Source organism: Rhodoblastus sp., from assembly GCF_052145335.1.
Lineage (GTDB): Bacteria > Pseudomonadota > Alphaproteobacteria > Rhizobiales > Beijerinckiaceae > Rhodoblastus.
The window spans coordinates 1-16425 of the sequence record NZ_JBKQOU010000253.1; the positions used below are offsets into that span (position 1 = coordinate 1).

13 protein-coding genes are annotated in these 16425 nt (G+C 61.6%); 1 reads left to right on the top strand and 12 read right to left on the bottom strand.

The window, feature by feature from the left end; translation table 11 throughout:
• From ACLP2E_RS16295 to ACLP2E_RS16330, 8 genes are all read right to left on the bottom strand, one after another.
• Nucleotides 1–400, bottom strand: a 400-nt coding sequence (locus ACLP2E_RS16295) for a hypothetical protein (protein WP_442466523.1), incomplete at its 3' end; no start/stop codon positions are given.
• A 238-nt stretch (nucleotides 401–638) separates the two neighbouring features.
• Nucleotides 639–2075, bottom strand: coding sequence for a carbohydrate porin (locus ACLP2E_RS16300; RefSeq protein ID WP_442466524.1), 1437 nt, complete (start codon nucleotides 2073–2075; stop codon nucleotides 639–641).
• Nucleotides 2072–3448: a magnesium transporter gene (gene mgtE, locus ACLP2E_RS16305; protein ID WP_442466525.1), complete on the bottom strand. Its 1377-nt coding sequence runs from the start codon at nucleotides 3446–3448 to the stop codon at nucleotides 2072–2074. Before mgtE ends, ACLP2E_RS16300 begins: the two co-directional genes overlap by 4 nt.
• A gap of 176 nt (nucleotides 3449–3624) precedes the next feature.
• Nucleotides 3625–5670 carry a potassium channel family protein gene (locus ACLP2E_RS16310; RefSeq protein WP_442466526.1) on the bottom strand — a complete coding sequence of 682 codons (2046 nt, stop codon included), beginning with the start codon at nucleotides 5668–5670 and terminating at the stop codon, nucleotides 3625–3627.
• A gap of 162 nt (nucleotides 5671–5832) precedes the next feature.
• Entirely contained in the window at nucleotides 5833–6756 is a 924-nt protein-coding gene (locus ACLP2E_RS16315; RefSeq protein WP_442466527.1) for an extracellular catalytic domain type 1 short-chain-length polyhydroxyalkanoate depolymerase, read from the bottom strand.
• An 83-nt stretch (nucleotides 6757–6839) separates the two neighbouring features.
• A complete protein-coding gene (locus ACLP2E_RS16320) occupies nucleotides 6840–7052 on the bottom strand; it encodes a hypothetical protein (RefSeq protein ID WP_442460828.1) in 213 nt (70 codons plus the stop codon).
• Between the two features lie 16 nt (nucleotides 7053–7068).
• Nucleotides 7069–7287: a hypothetical protein gene (locus ACLP2E_RS16325; RefSeq protein WP_442460829.1), complete on the bottom strand. Its 219-nt coding sequence runs from the start codon at nucleotides 7285–7287 to the stop codon at nucleotides 7069–7071.
• 135 nt (nucleotides 7288–7422) lie between these two features.
• Nucleotides 7423–8328 (bottom strand): cation diffusion facilitator family transporter, encoded by a 906-nt coding sequence (locus ACLP2E_RS16330; RefSeq protein ID WP_442460830.1) that lies wholly within the window; start codon nucleotides 8326–8328, stop codon nucleotides 7423–7425.
• 286 nt (nucleotides 8329–8614) lie between these two features.
• On the opposite strand from ACLP2E_RS16330, the gene ACLP2E_RS16335 reads away from it, so the two are divergent.
• On the top strand, nucleotides 8615–9295 hold the full coding sequence (locus ACLP2E_RS16335) for a LysM peptidoglycan-binding domain-containing protein (protein WP_442466528.1): 681 nt from the start codon (nucleotides 8615–8617) through the stop codon (nucleotides 9293–9295).
• Nucleotides 9296–9342: 47 nt separating this feature from the next.
• On the opposite strand, the gene ACLP2E_RS16340 is transcribed toward ACLP2E_RS16335, so the two are convergent.
• The 4 genes from ACLP2E_RS16340 to ACLP2E_RS16355 all read right to left on the bottom strand — a co-directional run bounded on the left by ACLP2E_RS16340 (nucleotide 9343) and on the right by ACLP2E_RS16355 (nucleotide 16162).
• The gene (locus ACLP2E_RS16340) at nucleotides 9343–10956 is read right to left on the bottom strand and encodes an ATP-binding protein (protein ID WP_442460832.1); all 1614 of its coding nucleotides are present in this window, start codon (nucleotides 10954–10956) and stop codon (nucleotides 9343–9345) included.
• Between the two features lie 209 nt (nucleotides 10957–11165).
• Complete coding sequence (locus tag ACLP2E_RS16345) at nucleotides 11166–12347, bottom strand: efflux RND transporter periplasmic adaptor subunit (RefSeq protein WP_442466529.1); 1182 nt, start codon at nucleotides 12345–12347, stop codon at nucleotides 11166–11168.
• Nucleotides 12344–15484 (bottom strand): efflux RND transporter permease subunit, encoded by a 3141-nt coding sequence (locus ACLP2E_RS16350; RefSeq protein WP_442460834.1) that lies wholly within the window; start codon nucleotides 15482–15484, stop codon nucleotides 12344–12346. The genes ACLP2E_RS16345 and ACLP2E_RS16350 overlap by 4 nt, the downstream gene beginning before the upstream one ends.
• A gap of 126 nt (nucleotides 15485–15610) precedes the next feature.
• Entirely contained in the window at nucleotides 15611–16162 is a 552-nt protein-coding gene (locus ACLP2E_RS16355; RefSeq protein ID WP_442466530.1) for a peroxiredoxin, read from the bottom strand.
• Nucleotides 16163–16425: the final 263 nt, after the last annotated feature.

The window sequence follows — 16425 nt, forward strand, 5'->3', positions numbered from 1 at the left end:
GCTTGCGGTAGCTTTCGAAGGCGAGTTCGAGCAACCGGTTCAATTTCAGGTCGTGGGTCGAGGCATAGGTCTTGAACTCGCGGCGGAAATCCGCCGGGACTTTGAAATTGAGTGGCTTTTTCGCCACCTTGGCGGGTTTTTCAGTCTTTTCGGGCTTTTCGACCTTGGTCGGCTTTTCGGCTTTGGCGGCCGCGACAGTCTTGCCGGCAGTCTTGGCGGCAGCCTTGGCCGCGGTCTTGACGGGTTTGGCTGCGGGCTTGGCGGTTTTGACCGGCTTGGCCGGCGCCAGGACAGCGGCGTCGCCGGCCGCCGGATCTTGCGCCGGCATGTCGCCGGCAGGATCGGCCTTGTCCTTGACCGCCACGAGCTTGGGTTTTAGGGGCGCGGTCTTTTTTACCATTTTGGTCGCCTTTCTTGCTTGTTGTTTATCGTGTTCAGGCGTTTTCGATGATGCGCTCTTTGATGAAGCTTCACAACTCGGGGCAGCCTGTTCGGCCCGCCTCGGCCCTCCCATCATCAGTAAAGGAACGAAAGCACGAAAAGCAGACAATTGTCAATGACGCGCCTCGTCTCCGAACGGCTTCGCTCGGGACGAAAAGGCGGTCAAGCCGACATTTTTCGCCAAAACGGCTCAGCCGTCAAAAAGTCACGTTGGTGCGCAGGCCGATGACCAAGGCGTTGGGAATCCGCTGCGCGGGATTGGCCGGATCGGCCGCGCCGCCGCCGGGATGGACGATATATTGCAGGTCCGGCTGGACGGTCCAACCCGGAACGAGGGCCGCCTGATAGGTCAGTTCAAGCGCCAGTTCGTAATCGCGCACGGGAGAGAGTTCGCCGGAGAAAAAAGCCGCGTCCTGATCGTAGGCGGCGAGCGACGGCGCCATATGGGAATAAGCCGCGCCTAAGCCGAAAGAATCGCTCGGCCTTTGCGACAGCAGGCCGATGAAATTGACGCCGCCTTCCGCGTAGAAATTGATCAGGTTGCGGTCGTCGGGACTGCCCGCGACACGGGCAAAAACCGCGACGCCCTTTTTCGGTTCGTCGCCAGGCAGGCGCCACAGCATTTGATCGATGACGCCGTAGATGGCGTAATCGCCATTATGCGTCTGCGGCACGCCGACGCCGGCCGGGTCGGCGAGCGAAAAGCCGTCATAGGCGAAATGATTGTCGTTGAACAAGCCGAAATGATACCAGCCGCCGATTTTGACCGTGCCGGCGAGGCCCGACGACGCCTTGTCCTGGTTATAAGCGTATTGCGCTTCGCCAAACAGCAAGGCCGGATCGCGCAGGCGGAAATTGACGCCATTCAGGTCCACAGCCTGTTCTTCTCCGGAAAAGCCGGTTCCGGCGGGGTCGCCGTTGAAAATGGCGGCGAGCAAGGTGAGATGTTCGTTGGGCGTCAGTTTTACGCGGACGCCGGGCGTCGACAGGGGATAGCCGGGGCCGCTGCCTGGAAGGTCGCCCGCGAACATGGTCGCCCAGCCGAAAGTCCCGTTGACATAGAGGCCGCCAAATTCGCTGGTGAAAAACTCGGTGTCGGCCGCCAATTGCCCGACCCGTATCGAAGCCATGTCGGAAAACAGCTTTTGTTCGAACCACAGTTCTACCAGCCGCGTGGTGGGCCGCGCCTCGATGGAGCTGATGGTCGATAGATTGTAGACATTGGCGTAGGACAGGCCGAGTCCCATGACCTGGAAGGCGTTGACCCGGAAAGTCGCGCCGCTCCACCCGGCCAGTTTGGCGAGGTCGGCGTCGACCAGCATGTAGATGACGCTGTTATAGGTGGCGCCCTGCTGGACGCCGCCGGTGACGTTGCCGAACGTGTCCTGGATATAGGAGATCTGGAAATTGACGCCGTGGGTCAAAAACGCCTGTTTCAGATCCATCAACGCCGGAATTTCGCTGGCGATCGACGGCTCGATGGTGTCGGGAAGCTGCGCCCTCGGCGTTACGATCTCGAGAGCCGGAGTAAACGCGACTTGCGCCCGGGCGTCTCGTTGAGCGGGAAGGGCCAAGCCGGCGGCAAGCCCGAGCGCCGCCGCCGGACCAAGGCGTTTTTCCCGCCGCAGCGTCAAAGCAAAGTGCCCTTGAGGATTTCGTAGGCGATGGTGAAGTAAATGATCAGGCCGGTAACGTCGACCAGGGTGGCGACGAAGGGCGCGGAGGCCGTCGCCGGATCGAAGCCCAGACGTTTGAGCACAAAGGGAAGCATGGAGCCGGCGAGAGAGCCGAAAGTGACGATTCCCACCAAAGCGGCGGCGACGGTCGACGCGATCAGCATCCAGTGCTCGCCGTAATCGTGGAAGTCGGCAAGCTGCCAGATGGTGATGCGGGCGAATCCGATCGCGCCAAGCAAGGAGCCGAGAACGAGGCCCGACGGTAGTTCGCGAAAGGCGATCCGCCACCAATCCTTGAGCTTGACTTCGCCGAGCGCCAGGGCGCGGATGATCAGCGAAGTCGCCTGGGATCCCGAATTGCCGCCCGAACTCATGATCAGCGGGATGAACAGAGTCAACACCACCGCTTTTTCGAGCTGGCCTTCGTAATGCTGCATGGCGCTGGCGGTCAGCATTTCGCTGAGGAACAAGGCGCACAGCCAGCCGGCTCGCTTCTTGATCATCCCCATGAAGCTGATTTCCATGTAGGGCCCGTCGAGCGATTCCATGCCGCCGAAACGCTGCACGTCCTCGGTGGCCTCTTCGACCATGGCGTCAATCACGTCGTCGACGGTGACGATGCCGATCAGCTTGCCCGAGGGGTCGACCACGGGGACGGCGAGCAGGTCGTATTTTGAGATCAGGGCGCTGACTTCTTCCCGGTCGGTGGTCGGCAGCACGACAATCGGTTCGCGATTCCGCTGGATTGAGCCGACCGTCGCCGACGGTTCGGCGAGGATGAGGTCGCGCAGGGAAATCGGACGGATCAGCTTCTGGGTCGCGGGATCGACGACATAGATCGAATAGATGGTCTCCTTTTCCTTGGCGACCTCCCTGATGTGCCGCAAGGCTCCCTCGACACGCAGAGTCGGCGGCAGGGAAAGGAATTCGGTGGTCATCATGCCGCCGGCGGTCGACGGCTCATAGGTCAGCAGTTGCGCCAGCGAGGCCTGGTCTGCAGGAGACAGCAGCTTGGTCAGGCGCTGGCGGTCATCCTTTTTGAGCTTGCGGAAGATTTCGACGCGCCGGTCGGCGGAAATGCCGTCGAGAATGGCGGCGGCGCGGTCGTCGGGCAAGTCCTGGATGATTTCATGGGGATGATCGAGTCCGGCCTCGTCGAATAATTGCACGGCGAGCGACAGCGGCATGGCCTTGACGACGGCGACGTCGAGGGGGTGATCGAGGGCGTCCAGCGCGTCGACAGCATCGGCGACACGAAGTGTGGCGAGCTTTTCCGCGAGCGCGGCGGCGTCCTCAAGGGTCGGCATCGAATTTTCTACCTTCTTGTCCATTAGTTCCGCTCCCCTGGCGCCTTCGACCTTATAATGTCCGTCATCTTCTGCCCACCTTGGAACGGCGAGCAAGGCCGACGCAGCGACAGGACGAGGCGAGGGTTGCGCCCGATTATGACAAACGATTGACCCCCGCAATCTCTCGATGGTTAGCGGTCTAATTTATAGGAAATATGTCACTTTGAATCCGGTTCGCCGGATTGTTTGCGCCCGTCGCCCTCGAATTCGAGCCGGGTCATCACCAGCAGTTTCCGCAATTCGCGCGTCATCCGCGATCCCTGCTGCTGGTAAAGCGGTTTCTCCAGCCTTGAGGGCAGGCGTTGCATGGCGGAGCGCGCCTGGGCAAGGTCGCATCCCGATATGCGGGAGATGGCGTTGGCGGCCTCGAACCTGGCGTCCTCGGACGGCGAGGAGAGGATCGCGAGACGCCATTCCGGCGTGGCGCGCGCGCCGATTTCGATGCGGCGAAGGCCGTCGACCGTGGCGATGACGACGAGCGCGTCGCCCGACTCCAGCACGATGTCGTCGGACGGATTGAAACGCTTGTCGTCGCCCCGCCGGTGGATGATGGGCGCGACGCCATAGCCATAGGCGATTTCGGCGAGCGTGCGGCCAATCAGGGTGTCGCCTTGATGGATGTCGTATTCGGTGACCAGCGCCGAACGGTCGTCAAGATGAAAGGCGGAGATGATGTATTCGCCGAAGGCGGCGCCGGCGATAGCTTCGGCGGCTATGGCGTAGTCGCTTAGACCGGTGGAGCAGGAGACCAGGGAGGCGACGTTGCGCGCCAGTTCCTGGTCGGCGGTGCGGAATACGATGGTGCATTCAGTATTGAGTGAGCGCGCCAGCAGGCTGACTTCGAGGTTGGCGACCTGATCGTCGAGCACCGCGATGACGCTTTTCGCGGTTTCGACATTGGCCCGCGCCAAAGCCTCGGGCAGGGGGCCGAAATGAATCGACATGTCGGTCAGCACATCCTCGGCGACGGGCTCCTGCGAGACGCCGACGGTCGGTTGTCCCCATTCGCGCAGGATTTCTGCGATCCTCTGGCCGATGGCGCCCATGCCGATGACGATGGTATGACCACTGGCAGGGGCCGCAGGCCGGCGCCGCGTGATCTGCAGGCGGGCGCTCAACAGCCGTTCCGTCAGGGTGGCGAAGACGACGCCGAGGAAAACCGTGCTGCAGACATGGATCAGCACCGAAAAAGCGTAAAGCCGGTCCGAGATCGGAAAGGGCACTTTCAGCGCGCCGAACACATTGTCGAAACCGCCAATGGCCAGGACGATCGCGATATTGACGGCATCGAGCGCGCTGATGTCGGGATTTTCCCAGCGATAGAACAGAAAGGTTGCGACCGAGAGCACCAGCATGATCGCAAACGAGATCATCGCCACGCGCGGCGCCTCGATGCTCCGGCGCAAACGATTCAGGCCGTTCCTGAATGAAGAGAAATGCGTCGCCAGCGTCGGTCCGGGCTCGCGCTTGCCCTGTGTGGCGTGAAGCGCGCCGTCGCCTGGACGCCGGCCGCCGCTTTCGAAAAAGGTCAGGACATCGCCCGCAGCGATTTCCTTGTCCGGGTTCACCGCCAGCAGAAAGTCGCCGACCGGTTCGCTTTCGGTGGTGACGCCGAGAATGCGCCGGTCCGCATTGTTCAGCTCATAAACCCGTCGTCCGATGATCCGCACTTCGTCGTCTTCGACCACGCTGCGCCCTACGCGCACCTTGGTTTCCTCCACCTCGAAAAAAGCCTGGGTCTGGTCGCTCAGCGAAACCAGGGCGAAGGCGCTCGCCGAAAATTGCGACGGTTCGAAAGCCACCAGATTGCCCAATTGCTGACGCAGCAGGGCGTTGAGGTTTTCCTGCGCCGAACGAATGATCAGGCGCACGCGCGGGTTGAGCGAGCGCGCGATGAAGGCCGCCGCAATATTGTTGCGCTCGTCGCTGGTGACCAGAAGCACGGAGCGGCAGTTTTCGATCCCGGCCTTTTTCAAAATGTCCGCGTGGCTGCAATCGCCGGCGTGAAACGCGTCAAGCAGGTTGGAAACGGAGGGATCCTGGCCTGCCGCGGCTGAAATATCGACGCCGATCACATGCACGCCGAAGGCTTTCAGAACCGCGACGCACTCCCGCCCCAAGCGGCCGAGGCCGCAGACCAGAAAGTCTTCGGCCAAAATTTCTTCGGCATGATGTTCGGAGTTTTCGTTGGGCGCGGTCGGCATGGCCTTTGTCTACTTTGTCTCGGTGACATTTCGAAGCCCCGCGGGTGGTAAACATACCCCTCATCGCAGGTTTTGCATGCGAGGCGGGTTAGAGCGAACGCGAAGCCGGGTTCATGCGAGGGATTCCATGATCGCGACCTGTCTCGATCATGGAAAAATGTTTCAAGAATCGATGCCCCAGAACCGGGCGATATGATGCGCGGCGGGCAATCCGGCATTGATCACGCCGAACCCGCTGCGTCCCCCGCCGGGCGCGCTGGAATCGACCGGAAAGCCATGGCCCATGTCGGCGATGGTCCAGAATTCTATCGCCGCGCGCCTGGGCGTGCTCCATACACGGCGCCGCACGCCTTTCATGGGCTCAGACTCGGAGGTCGGTGTGGCATGGAATCCCTGCAATTCGGTCCATTGCGCCGCTAAGGCCTCGGCGTTGCGGGGATCGACCAGTTGATCGCGTCCGCCCTGCCAGATCGAAAGCCTTGGCCAGACGCGCGGCCTGACGGTTTTCGGCGCCGCCCGCCGCACCGCCTCGGCAAGGCTGTGGCGGCTGGAAAAGGGGTCGGCGCGGCGCATGCGCAACAGGGCCGAGGCGCCATTATAGGCGGCGCCGACCGGCATTCCTGCGACCACGGCGCCGGCGGCGAAGACATTGGGATAGGCCGCGAGCAGAGCCGCGGCCATCGCGCCGCCGGCGGACAGGCCGACGACAAAAACCCCTCGCGGGTCGGATTTGAAGCGCAGCAGGGCGGCGCGCACCATCTGCCGGATCGATTTGGCCTCGCCGGAGCCCCGGCGGATATCGGAGGGCTGATACCAGTTGAAACAGCGGCCGCTGCTGTTCTTGACGGTCTGTTCGGGCAGCAGCAGCGCCGCGCCGATGCGCTGCGCCAGGGCGATCCAGCCGCAATTGCGGGCGAAGTTCCCGGCGTCCTGGCCGCAGCCGTGCAGCACCACGATCAGCGGCGCGCCGGCGGGCAGTTTTTTCGGCGGCGCATAGACGAACATCCGCAAGCCCCCGGGATTGGAGCCGAATTCGTCAACCTCGACCACGCGTCCGGCGGCGCTTGGCCTGAGGACGGCGCTCATCATCGGCGCCCAGACCGACGCCGTCCATAAAACCGGAGCGCTGGCTAATCCGATTCGCGTTCGCTTCGAGGCGCGGCGGACCATTAATTGCCGGTTTTTCGCCGCTTGCGGGAAGAAGGCTTCTTGAGCGCCTCGGTCCAGAACGAGGTCGTCATTTTGTCGGCCTCGCGGATCATCGCCGATTGCTGCTTGCGGGCGGCCGCCTGCCACAGGCCGCGGCCAGTCCCGGCGATCTTGTTGGCGCCGCTGAGCCACATGCTCATGAAGGGGTTCTTTTTCGTAAAGGGATTGGACATGGCGAACTCTCCTTCCCTAGGCCAGATCGAGCCTGTCCCGGCCGTCGGCGATCCAGCGGTTGATGCGCTGTTCCGAAACTTCCGAATCATCGGGGCCTTTGATGCGAAGAACTTCGCAGCCCTGCATGTGCAGCGTCCGGGCTTGCGCAAGGGCTCTCCGCTCGGTCGGGGCGCTGGGCGAGCGCGTCTCCCTTGCTCCCAATGACGTCCGATAGATGACGACCCAATCTGTCATGGCAAGGTCCTTCCGAATCCAAAGCAGCAACCTAGCACAGAACGCGCGAATTTTGGGTGACGCCGGGCAACGGGGCGTTTTCAAGCGAAATGGGCGCCGGTTCGCGTGAGATAACGCGCCAGGACAAAAAACGGCTCAAACTGCCGACTGGCGCTCGGGCATATGGGCGCCTCCCAGTTCGGCCTTGTCTTCCGGCTCGACGTGGATGGTGACGATGGGTTCGTGCAGGGAATCCTTGAGCGCGGCCTCCAGCCGGTCGCAGATGGCGTGCGAACGCGCCACGGTCATGGCGCCGGGAACGACGAGATGGAAGTCGATGAAGGTCGCGCTGCCCGCGTTGCGGGCGCGCACGCCGTGAACCTCGATGGCCTCTACCGAATGCTCCGAAATGATGTCGTTGATCTGCTTGAGCTCTTCCTCCGGCGGAGCCGCGTCGAGCAGGCCGCCGGAATTTTCCTGGATCACTTCCCAGCCGCTCCACAGCACATGGAGGGCGACCAGCGCCGCGATGACCGAATCGAGGACATGAATGCCGGTGATGACGACGAGGCCGACGCCGACGACGACGCCCACGGAGGTCACCACATCGGCCAGCAGGTGCTTGCCGTCGGAGACCAGCGCCGGAGAGCGTTGGCTGCGTCCCGTACGGATCAGCACATAGCTCCACGCCGCGTTCATCACCGTGGCGATGCTGCTGACCGCGATGCCGAGCAAGGGGGCGTCGATCGGCTTGGGCGCGAGGAAGCCTTCATAAGCTTCCTTCAAGATGGTGACGCCGGCGACGATGATCAGCGCGCCAACGATAATTGCCGACAGATATTCGGCCTTGTGGTGACCGTAAGGGTGTTCGCGGTCCGGCGGCATCTGCGCATAACGGATGGCTATGACGGCGGCGATGGCGGTCGCCACATTGATCACGCTCTCCAAGGCGTCGGAGAAAAGGGCTACGGAGCCGGTCAGCCAGTAGGCGAAACCCTTGATGACCAGCACCGCGAGGCTGATCGCGAGGCTGCCGAAGGCAATTTTACGGGAAAGGTTCATAATCCGCCCTTTTGCATTGAGCCCGGCCTGCCTTCGCTGTTCGGTCGGTTTGAAACGCCCTTGGTATAAATCTTCTCGACGGCTTATGCCAAACGCCGCCATTCCGGCGCCAAATAATTCCAAGTTGATGACATTCTCAAGTCAAGCGGTGGAAAACTGGTCGCCCTGACAGGCTCTCTCATCTTGAAGCCGATGGCTTTCGTAAATTTGCCTGGTTCCATTGGGAACAAGGTTCCCTCCAATCTTCTTTTATTGTTTGCGAGGCATGGCTTGGCGGGGGCATGAGATGATCGTTAAATCGGGCTTGTGGGGGTCCGTGCCGGTGTTGGGCGGCGCCGTAATCTGCGCAACGGCCTTGGCCGGTTGGGGGCTTGTCCAGATGCTGCGATCCGTTACGCCGGAAAGCCTGCGTCCGCCAGAAAATGTGGCAAGCCTTTCAAGACTGGAGGCGGCGCCCCGTTCATCGCTGAATGAGATCGCTCTTGAAGCCAGCGTACCGCCGGGAGCTTTGTCTGAACTTCTGGTCGACGTCGCCAGGATCATGCCGAATGGCGACGTTCTGGTTGCCGGGCGCACTGAGCCGGGGGCCAGGGTCGCTCTGCTCGATAACGGCGAGACTTTGCTTGAGGCGCAGGCCGACCCGGCGACGGGTGAATTTGTCATTCTTCCGCGTCGCCTGGGAACCGGAGCGCATAGTTTGTCGCTGCGAAGCGTTTCGTCCGATCGATCCCTGACCAAGGAAAGCTTTGTCCAGGCGTTCTCGGTCGCGCCGGAAGCCAAGGCGAGCGCGCCGGGGAATGGAGCGAGTAGCGGCAATGCGACCATCGTTCGAGGCGATACGCTTTGGCGCATCAGCCGCGAGAGGCTTGGGCGCGGGGCTCTCTACCCGACGATCTACCAAGCCAATTCGACCATGATCAGCAATCCAAATTTGATCTATCCCGGACACACCCTGACGATTCCATAAAAGTGGCGCTCAAATCGCGGCCGGTATCTGCGGGTTGCCGGGCGAAATTACATGACCCCCTTGATCCAGTGGGCGATCGTCTTCTCGACGTTCTCCTTTTCGTTGAGCGAATCTTTCCAGACTTCGCTGAAGACGGGATCCTCTGAATTCGGGCGCAGCTCCGGCGCCAAATCACGCACGAGCACGCGAACAGGCGCCGCAACGCCTTCGCCGCAGATGATGCACTCCCGGTTTCTCAGGGATTGAATCAGCTCCATGAAGTGACTTCCCGTTTCGGACAGAGCGTTCTTGAGGCAGGCTTGATCCTTGCCGTTGTTCAACCGCATCGCGATAAAGGTGCCGCATTGCGACAGGACCCCTTCATGCAGGTCGGAGGGCCGTTGCGTCACCAGCCCCAGAGAAACCCCGTACTTGCGGCCTTCCTTGGCGATGCGTTCGAGGATCGTCGACGCGGCGACGCCCGCGCCCCTCCTATTGCTCGGCAAATAAGTGTGAGCCTCTTCACAGATGAGCACGATGGGCGTCGTCGAGATTTTATGGGACCAAATTGCGTAGTTGAACACCAGACGGGCAAGAACGGCGACGACCACGTTGAGAATTTCCGACGGCGCCCTCGAGAGTTCGATTACGGATATCGGCTGGCCCTCCGCCGGCAGCCTCAAGATATTGGAAATCAAATCGGATAGCGAAGTGAAAAACAGCTGGTCGTCGAATATGAAGCGGAAGCGGCGGTCCGCGGCCATTTGCTTGATTTTCAGCCCAAGGCGAATGTAATGTCTTGTTTCACCTAGCTTTTCCATCCGGCCTACCTGCTCGTCGAGAACTGAAATCAGATCGCTCAGCATGTAGGGAACCGGCGTATTGACATTGAGATTTCTGATCGAGGAAGCCACCGGGTTTCTTGCGCGCGCCTGCAACACGCTTTTCGCGAGAATGTCGCGGTCGATTTCGCTGTCGACGCCGCCGAAAAACTCGCAATGCTCGTCCAGGTTCATCAGCCAGTACGGCAAGGACAGATTATCGACGTCGAAGACCTTTCCGACGGCGGGGAACGACTTTTTGTACTCCCCATGGGGGTCGATGATGAGGATGTGCCCCTCCGGCGCCTTTTTGGCCATCTCATGCAAAAGAAGCGCGACCAAAGTGGACTTGCCGGTCCCGGACGATCCCACGATCGCGAAATGCTTCGAGAGCATGGAGTCCATATTGATCGACGCCGCAATCGTCCCTGCCGGCTGAACGGCGCCAATCTCGATTGTGGACCCACTCCCGGTGGCGAAAACTTGCTTGAGATCGTCCTGGCTGACCGCGTAGACGTTGTCGCCTGGAAGTGGGTAGCAGGAAACGCCCCGCCGAAAATTGGCGAGCCCGCCAAAGGGGGTGGCGTCTCCTTCGCCGAGAAATTCAGCATGCGCCGAAATCGACGTATTCCTCGCATCAGGGAGCTGCTTCAGCTCCCTGATTTCCGCAATCAGCACCAAAGAGCCCACGCATAGCTTCACATGGCTGCCGATCGAGCCCAAAACCTTCGGCGCCGCCTCGCCGCCGCCCGTGAACCGAGGGTGCAGGGAAAGATCCAGTCTACAGACGATTCCGGCGCCTGTGACGGCCTGGACGGCGCCTAGGGCGATCTCGTCACATTCAACGGCGCGCAGTGACATATAGGCGTCCCTTCCCCTCATTGAGATCCATCAATGATGACCTTACGTCACGATAGGTTTTTTTATCGTTCGTGGCTTCTTGGCAAGATCAATTGGGAAGCATGGTGAAGCACACCGCTTTTTGCGGTCCATTACCCTGCGGGCAACGTCGGCGGACTTCCTCTTTCCGTCCGGAGGCGGCCATCGCGCCAAGCGTGTGATTTTCGCTGTCAGGGCGTCACTTGGTCGCCGTCGGCGAGCGAATCCGGGGGATTGACGATGATCCGGTCCGAGACGGCGACGCCTTGGGAAATTTCCAGCGTCGCGCCGAGATCGTTGACGACCGAGACCGGGCGCAGCCGCGCTATGCCCTCGGCGTCAACCACCGCCACGCTCGGCCCTTCGGCGCGGAACAGCAAGGCGTTCGCTGGGATAGACAGTGGACCTTTGGCCAACAGAGGAAGCGTGACCTGCACATAGGCTCCGGGCGTCAGCTTGCCATCGGGGTTTTGCAACGCCAACTCGATACGCTGCGAGCGCGTCGTGGTGTCGATGGCGCCGGCGATGCGGGAGATTTTTCCAGGAAACTTCTGCCCCGGCAATTCGGCCTGAGTCACGAACACCTCGTCGCCGACCTTGACGCCGCTGGCATAGGCCTGGGGAACGTCGATGGCCACGCGCAAGGGATCGGGACGAGCCATGGTGAACAAAGCCGAACCCGTGCTGCCGGCCGTGACCAGATTGCCGATATCGACGTTGCGCGTGGTGATGACGCCGTCGAAAGGCGCGAGGACATGTTTGAAGGCGGTGGTCTCCTGCAATTGCTTCAGATAGGCCTCGGCGGCGTTCTGCAGGGCGACGGCCGTGTCATAGGCGTTCTGTTTGGTATCGAGATCCTGTTTTGCGACCGAGTTCTGCGCGAACAGGAGCTTCCAGCGCTTGAGTGCGACTTCGCCGAGCACGGTATTGGCCTTGGCGTTTTCGACCTGCGCCACGGCCGCGGCGACCTGCTGGTCGAGTTCCGGGGTGTCCAGTTCGGCCAGAACCTGTCCCTTCTTCACCTTGGAGCCGATGTCGACCAGGAACGAGCGCACATATCCGCTCACGCGGGCGTAGATCAACGTTTCATTATCGCCCCGCAGGGTCGCCGGAAGGGTGAGCGCGCCATTGTTTTTCGTGGGCGCGGGATTGACCGTGTTGACGAAAACTTTCTGGCCCTGCATCGTCTGCTCCGTCAGGGCGGCTTCGGCCGCGCCGCGCGAAAAAATAACGCGCAGGCCGCCGGCAGCCAGAATGGCGAGAAAGATCAGAGCGGCGCCCTTGGCGGCGCTCCAGACCTTGCCGCGCTTGGGCAAATGCAAATGGCCGTCATCGCTGGAGAGGCCGAGGGAGGCGTGGTTTTCTTTGGTCACGGCGCGGATTTCCTGTGGCGGAACGAGTGGGCGGCGGCGAATACCAGCGGCACGAACAGCAGCGTCGAAAAGGTCGCGAAAATCAGGCCGCCGATCACCGCACGGCCGAGCGGCGCATTTTGCTCGGCGCCTTCGCCAAGGCCCAGCGCCATCGGGATCATGCCGACGATCATCGCGAAGGCGGTCATCAGCACTGGACGGATACGGGTCGCGCCGGCCTCGAGCGCGGCCGAAAGCGGCGGCTCCCCATGCGCCAGCCTTTCGCGGGCGAAGGAAATCAGCAGGATGGAATTGGCCGTGGCGACGCCCGTGGTCATGATCGCGCCGGTCAAGGCCGGAACGGAGAGGGGCGTGCCGGTCAGGTAGAGCATCCAGCCAATGCCGGCGAGGGCGGCGGGCAGAGCGCTGATGATGATAAGAGGATCGAGCAGCGACTGGAAATTGACGACGATCAGCAGATAGACCAGCACAATGGCGACCAGAACGCCGACGCCAAGGCCGATATAGGAGCTTTTCATCGTCGCCGCCTGTCCGCGCAGGGCGATCTCATAGCCGCGCGGCAGATTGGGGCGCGCCTCGTCGACGATTTTCCGGATGTCGGTGGAGACTCCGCCGAGGTCGCGGCCTTCGACGCTGACATAAATATCGATCGCGGGGCGCAGGTTGAAATGCGACACCAGCGCGTTTTCCGATCCCGGAGTCACGGTCGCGAGATTGCCGAGCAGTTGCGGCGCGTCGCCGGTTCCCGCATTGACCGGCGTGCGCAGGAGGTCGTCGACCGTATTGACGCGGTATTGCGGGGTTTGCGTCGTGACGCTGTAGGTGATGCCGTTCTGCGGGCTGAGCCAGAAGGTTGGCGTGGTCTGGTTGCTGCCGGAAAGCGAGATCAGCAGATTCTGCGCCAGGCTGCCGGCGTTGAGATTGACCTGCTGCATTCGGGTGCGGTCCATGACGACGCGCAGGCTTGGCTGGTCGAGCCTCTGCAGGATATGGGCGTCCACGGCGCCTGGGACTTGTCTGATCTCCCGCAGGAGTTGCGAGGCGAGGGTGAAGCTTTTCCGCGTATCCGCGCCGACGATTTGCACGTTGACCGCCGCCGGCTGGCCGAAATTGAGGATCTGCGTGACGATGTCGGCTGGCTGGAAGAAAAACTCGATGCCGGGAAATTGCTCCGGCAGGCTTTTCCGCAGGGCCGCGATGTAGGTGCGCGACGGACGATGGTCCTGCGTCAGCGCGATCATGATCTCGGCGTCGAGCGTGCCGATGGTCCCGGCGTTGCTGTAGGACAGGTTGATGCCCGAATAGGGCAGGCCGATATTGTCGACGATGGTGACCAGTTCATCGGCGGGGATCTGGCTGCGGATATACTGGTCGACCTGATCGGCGAGCCTCGCCGTCTCCTCGATGCGCATGCCGGTCGGCGCGCGCATGTGCAGCCGGATCGCGGTCGCATCGACCGAGGGGAAGAAATCCTGGCCGAGCAGGAGAAACAGGCCAAGCGAAGCCACCCAGAAGGTCAGGAACAGGGCGCAGACCGTCCTTCGGCGCGTCAGCAGCAGGCTGAGGAGAATGATATAGAGGCCACGAAGCTTCTCGAAGCCGGCGTTGAAGACGTGATGGATGCTGGAAAACAGGTTTTTCCGCGCCTGTTCCGCGGCAGGCGCGCGCAGCAGCAGCAGAGCCATGGTCGGCACCAGCGTGCGCGACAGGACGTAGGAGGCGAGCATGGCGAAAACCACGGCCTCCGCCAGAGGCACGAACAGGAATTTGGACACCCCGGTGAGAAAGAACATCGGGGTGAACACGATGCAGATGCACAGGGTCGAGACCAGCGCGGGAAGCGCGATTTCGCCCGCGCCTTCATAGATCGAGTCGTAAAGGCCCGTGCCCAGGTGCAGGTGGCGCTCGATGTTTTCGATCGTCACCGTGGCGTCGTCGACGAGAATGCCCACCGCCAGCGCTAGGCCGCCAAGCGTCATGATGTTGATCGTCTGACCGATCGTCTGCAGGACCAGCAGCGAGGACAGAATCGACAAGGGGATGGAGACGGCAATGATCAGCGTGGCGCGCCAATTGCCGAGGAAGAGCAGGATCAGCGCGGCGGTGAGGCCGGCGGCGATCGCCGCCTCGCGCAGCACGCCGGAAATGGCCGCGCGGACGTAGACCGACTGGTCGAACAGCGGGCGCACGGTGATTTCCGGCGGGATCAGTTTTTGCGCCCTGGGCAGCGTTTCTTTCAGGCTTTCGACGATGCGCAGGGTCGAGGCCGAGCCCGCCTTGATGACCGACATCAGGACGCCGCGCGCGCCGTCGAGCCGGACGATATTGGTCTGCGGCGAGAAGCCGTCGCGCACATGGGCGACTTCGCGCAAATAGGTCACCGCGCCATTGACGGTGCGGACAGGCAGATTGTTGAGCCCCTCGATGGTGTCCGGCGAGCCGTTGACGCCGACGATGAATTCTGTCGGGCCCATCTTCGCGGTGCCGGAAGGCAGGATGAGATTCTGGGCGCCGACTGCATTGACCACGTCAAGCGGCGATAGGCCACGCGCGAGCATGGCCGACGTGTCGAGATCGACCGAGATGACGCGCTGCTTGCCGCCGAAGGGGAAGGGGATGGCGACGCCGGGAATGGTGACGAGCGGCGGACGCAGCACGTTGAAGGCGTTGTCGAACACGGTCTGTTCTGGCAGGGTCGTGCTGGACAGGGCGAGTTGCGTCACCGGAATGGCGGAAGCCGAATAGGTGATGATGAGCGGCGGCGTCGTTCCGGTGGGCAGGCTCTTGAGCATCACCTGCTCGCTCGCCGCGGTTTGGGCGATGGCGGAGGCGATATTCGCGCCCGGCTGGAAGAATATCTTGATGATCCCGATGCTGTTGTAGGATTGCGACTCGACATGTTCGATGTCGTTGACCGTGGTGGTCAGGATACGCTCGGCGGGCCCCGTGATGCGGGCGCTCATCTCCTGGGCCGAGAGGCCGCTGTAGTTCCAGATGACGCTGATGACGGGTATGTTGATGTCCGGCAGGATGTCGGTCGGCATGGTCAGCAGCATGTAAGGCGTGGCCAGCACGATCATCAGCGCCATGACGATGAAGGTATAGGGGCGCTTGAGCGCTATGCTTACGATCCACATGCGGCGGGAGCCATTCCTTTAATTGTCGAGACCGTGGTCGGACGCGCGGTTATAACAGGTCTTGGCAATCGACAAGGAAAACTTCGATTGGCTCCGGTGCAAACGCGATCCTGCGCCAGAGAAGGCTCAGTTCTTGTGTTCCTCGCGCCAGTGGCGCACGGTTGCTAGCGTATTCTCTATATGTTTGTCGGCTTCTGGGTCCTGATAGGCATAGATTATCTTGCCGTCGGGAGCGACGACATAGGAAATCCGGTCGGCGATGGTCGCGCCATTGGGGCCGGGTTTTGCGCGCACGGCGTCATAGGCGCGGATCGCGACCAGGTTCGGATCGGCGGCGACAGGAAATTTATCGCGGCATTCCTTAGACGAAAACTCGATCTGGGTTTCGATCGTATCGGCGGAAACACCGATCAGCTTCGCCCCCGCCGCCGCGAAGTTTTCGGCGCTTTCGGCGAAGGCGTACGCTTCCTCGGTGCAGATGCGGGTGAAGGATTTTGGGTAGAAATAAACCACCACCGGTCCTTTTTTCAGCGCTTCCGACAATTTGAAGACGAAACTCTTGCCGCCCACGGCCGCGGGAAGGGTGAAGTCGGGGGCCGTGTCGCCATCCTTGAGGGCGGCCCAGGCGGCGGCGGAAAGCAGCGCGCATACCAGTGCGCCAAAAAACAGCCGTTTCATCGGTCGTCTCCTGCCTGTCTCAAGACGATCAAATGGGCCGCGAGGCGGGCGGATGCAACTGACGACGGCCGGATCACTCGCCCCCCAATTCGGTTACGGCCGGATTCAGGCTTCTGGATTCGCTCAGACCGTTGTTCAATTAACTTATATAAAAACGATCAAATTAATCAACTAATAACATGCGGCTATCGTCTTTGCCGGCTTGGTTCTGCCTTTTTTGACGCCAAAACGCATGGAAGCGGCGTGCGAAACAGGCGCACGCC

Bases quoted from the DNA above. Each gene is read 5' to 3' on its own strand.
- ACLP2E_RS16335 (WP_442466528.1), top strand. From the start codon at position 8,615: ATGATCGTTAAATCGGGCTTGTGGGGGTCCGTGCCGGTGTTGGGCGGC.
- mgtE (WP_442466525.1), bottom strand. From the start codon at position 3,448: ATGGACAAGAAGGTAGAAAATTCGATGCCGACCCTTGAGGACGCCGCC.
- ACLP2E_RS16350 (WP_442460834.1), bottom strand. From the start codon at position 15,484: ATGTGGATCGTAAGCATAGCGCTCAAGCGCCCCTATACCTTCATCGTC.
- ACLP2E_RS16320 (WP_442460828.1), bottom strand. From the start codon at position 7,052: ATGTCCAATCCCTTTACGAAAAAGAACCCCTTCATGAGCATGTGGCTC.
- ACLP2E_RS16310 (WP_442466526.1), bottom strand. From the start codon at position 5,670: ATGCCGACCGCGCCCAACGAAAACTCCGAACATCATGCCGAAGAAATT.
- ACLP2E_RS16325 (WP_442460829.1), bottom strand. From the start codon at position 7,287: ATGACAGATTGGGTCGTCATCTATCGGACGTCATTGGGAGCAAGGGAG.
- ACLP2E_RS16355 (WP_442466530.1), bottom strand. From the start codon at position 16,162: ATGAAACGGCTGTTTTTTGGCGCACTGGTATGCGCGCTGCTTTCCGCC.
- ACLP2E_RS16340 (WP_442460832.1), bottom strand. From the start codon at position 10,956: ATGTCACTGCGCGCCGTTGAATGTGACGAGATCGCCCTAGGCGCCGTC.
- ACLP2E_RS16315 (WP_442466527.1), bottom strand. From the start codon at position 6,756: ATGAGCGCCGTCCTCAGGCCAAGCGCCGCCGGACGCGTGGTCGAGGTT.
- ACLP2E_RS16330 (WP_442460830.1), bottom strand. From the start codon at position 8,328: ATGAACCTTTCCCGTAAAATTGCCTTCGGCAGCCTCGCGATCAGCCTC.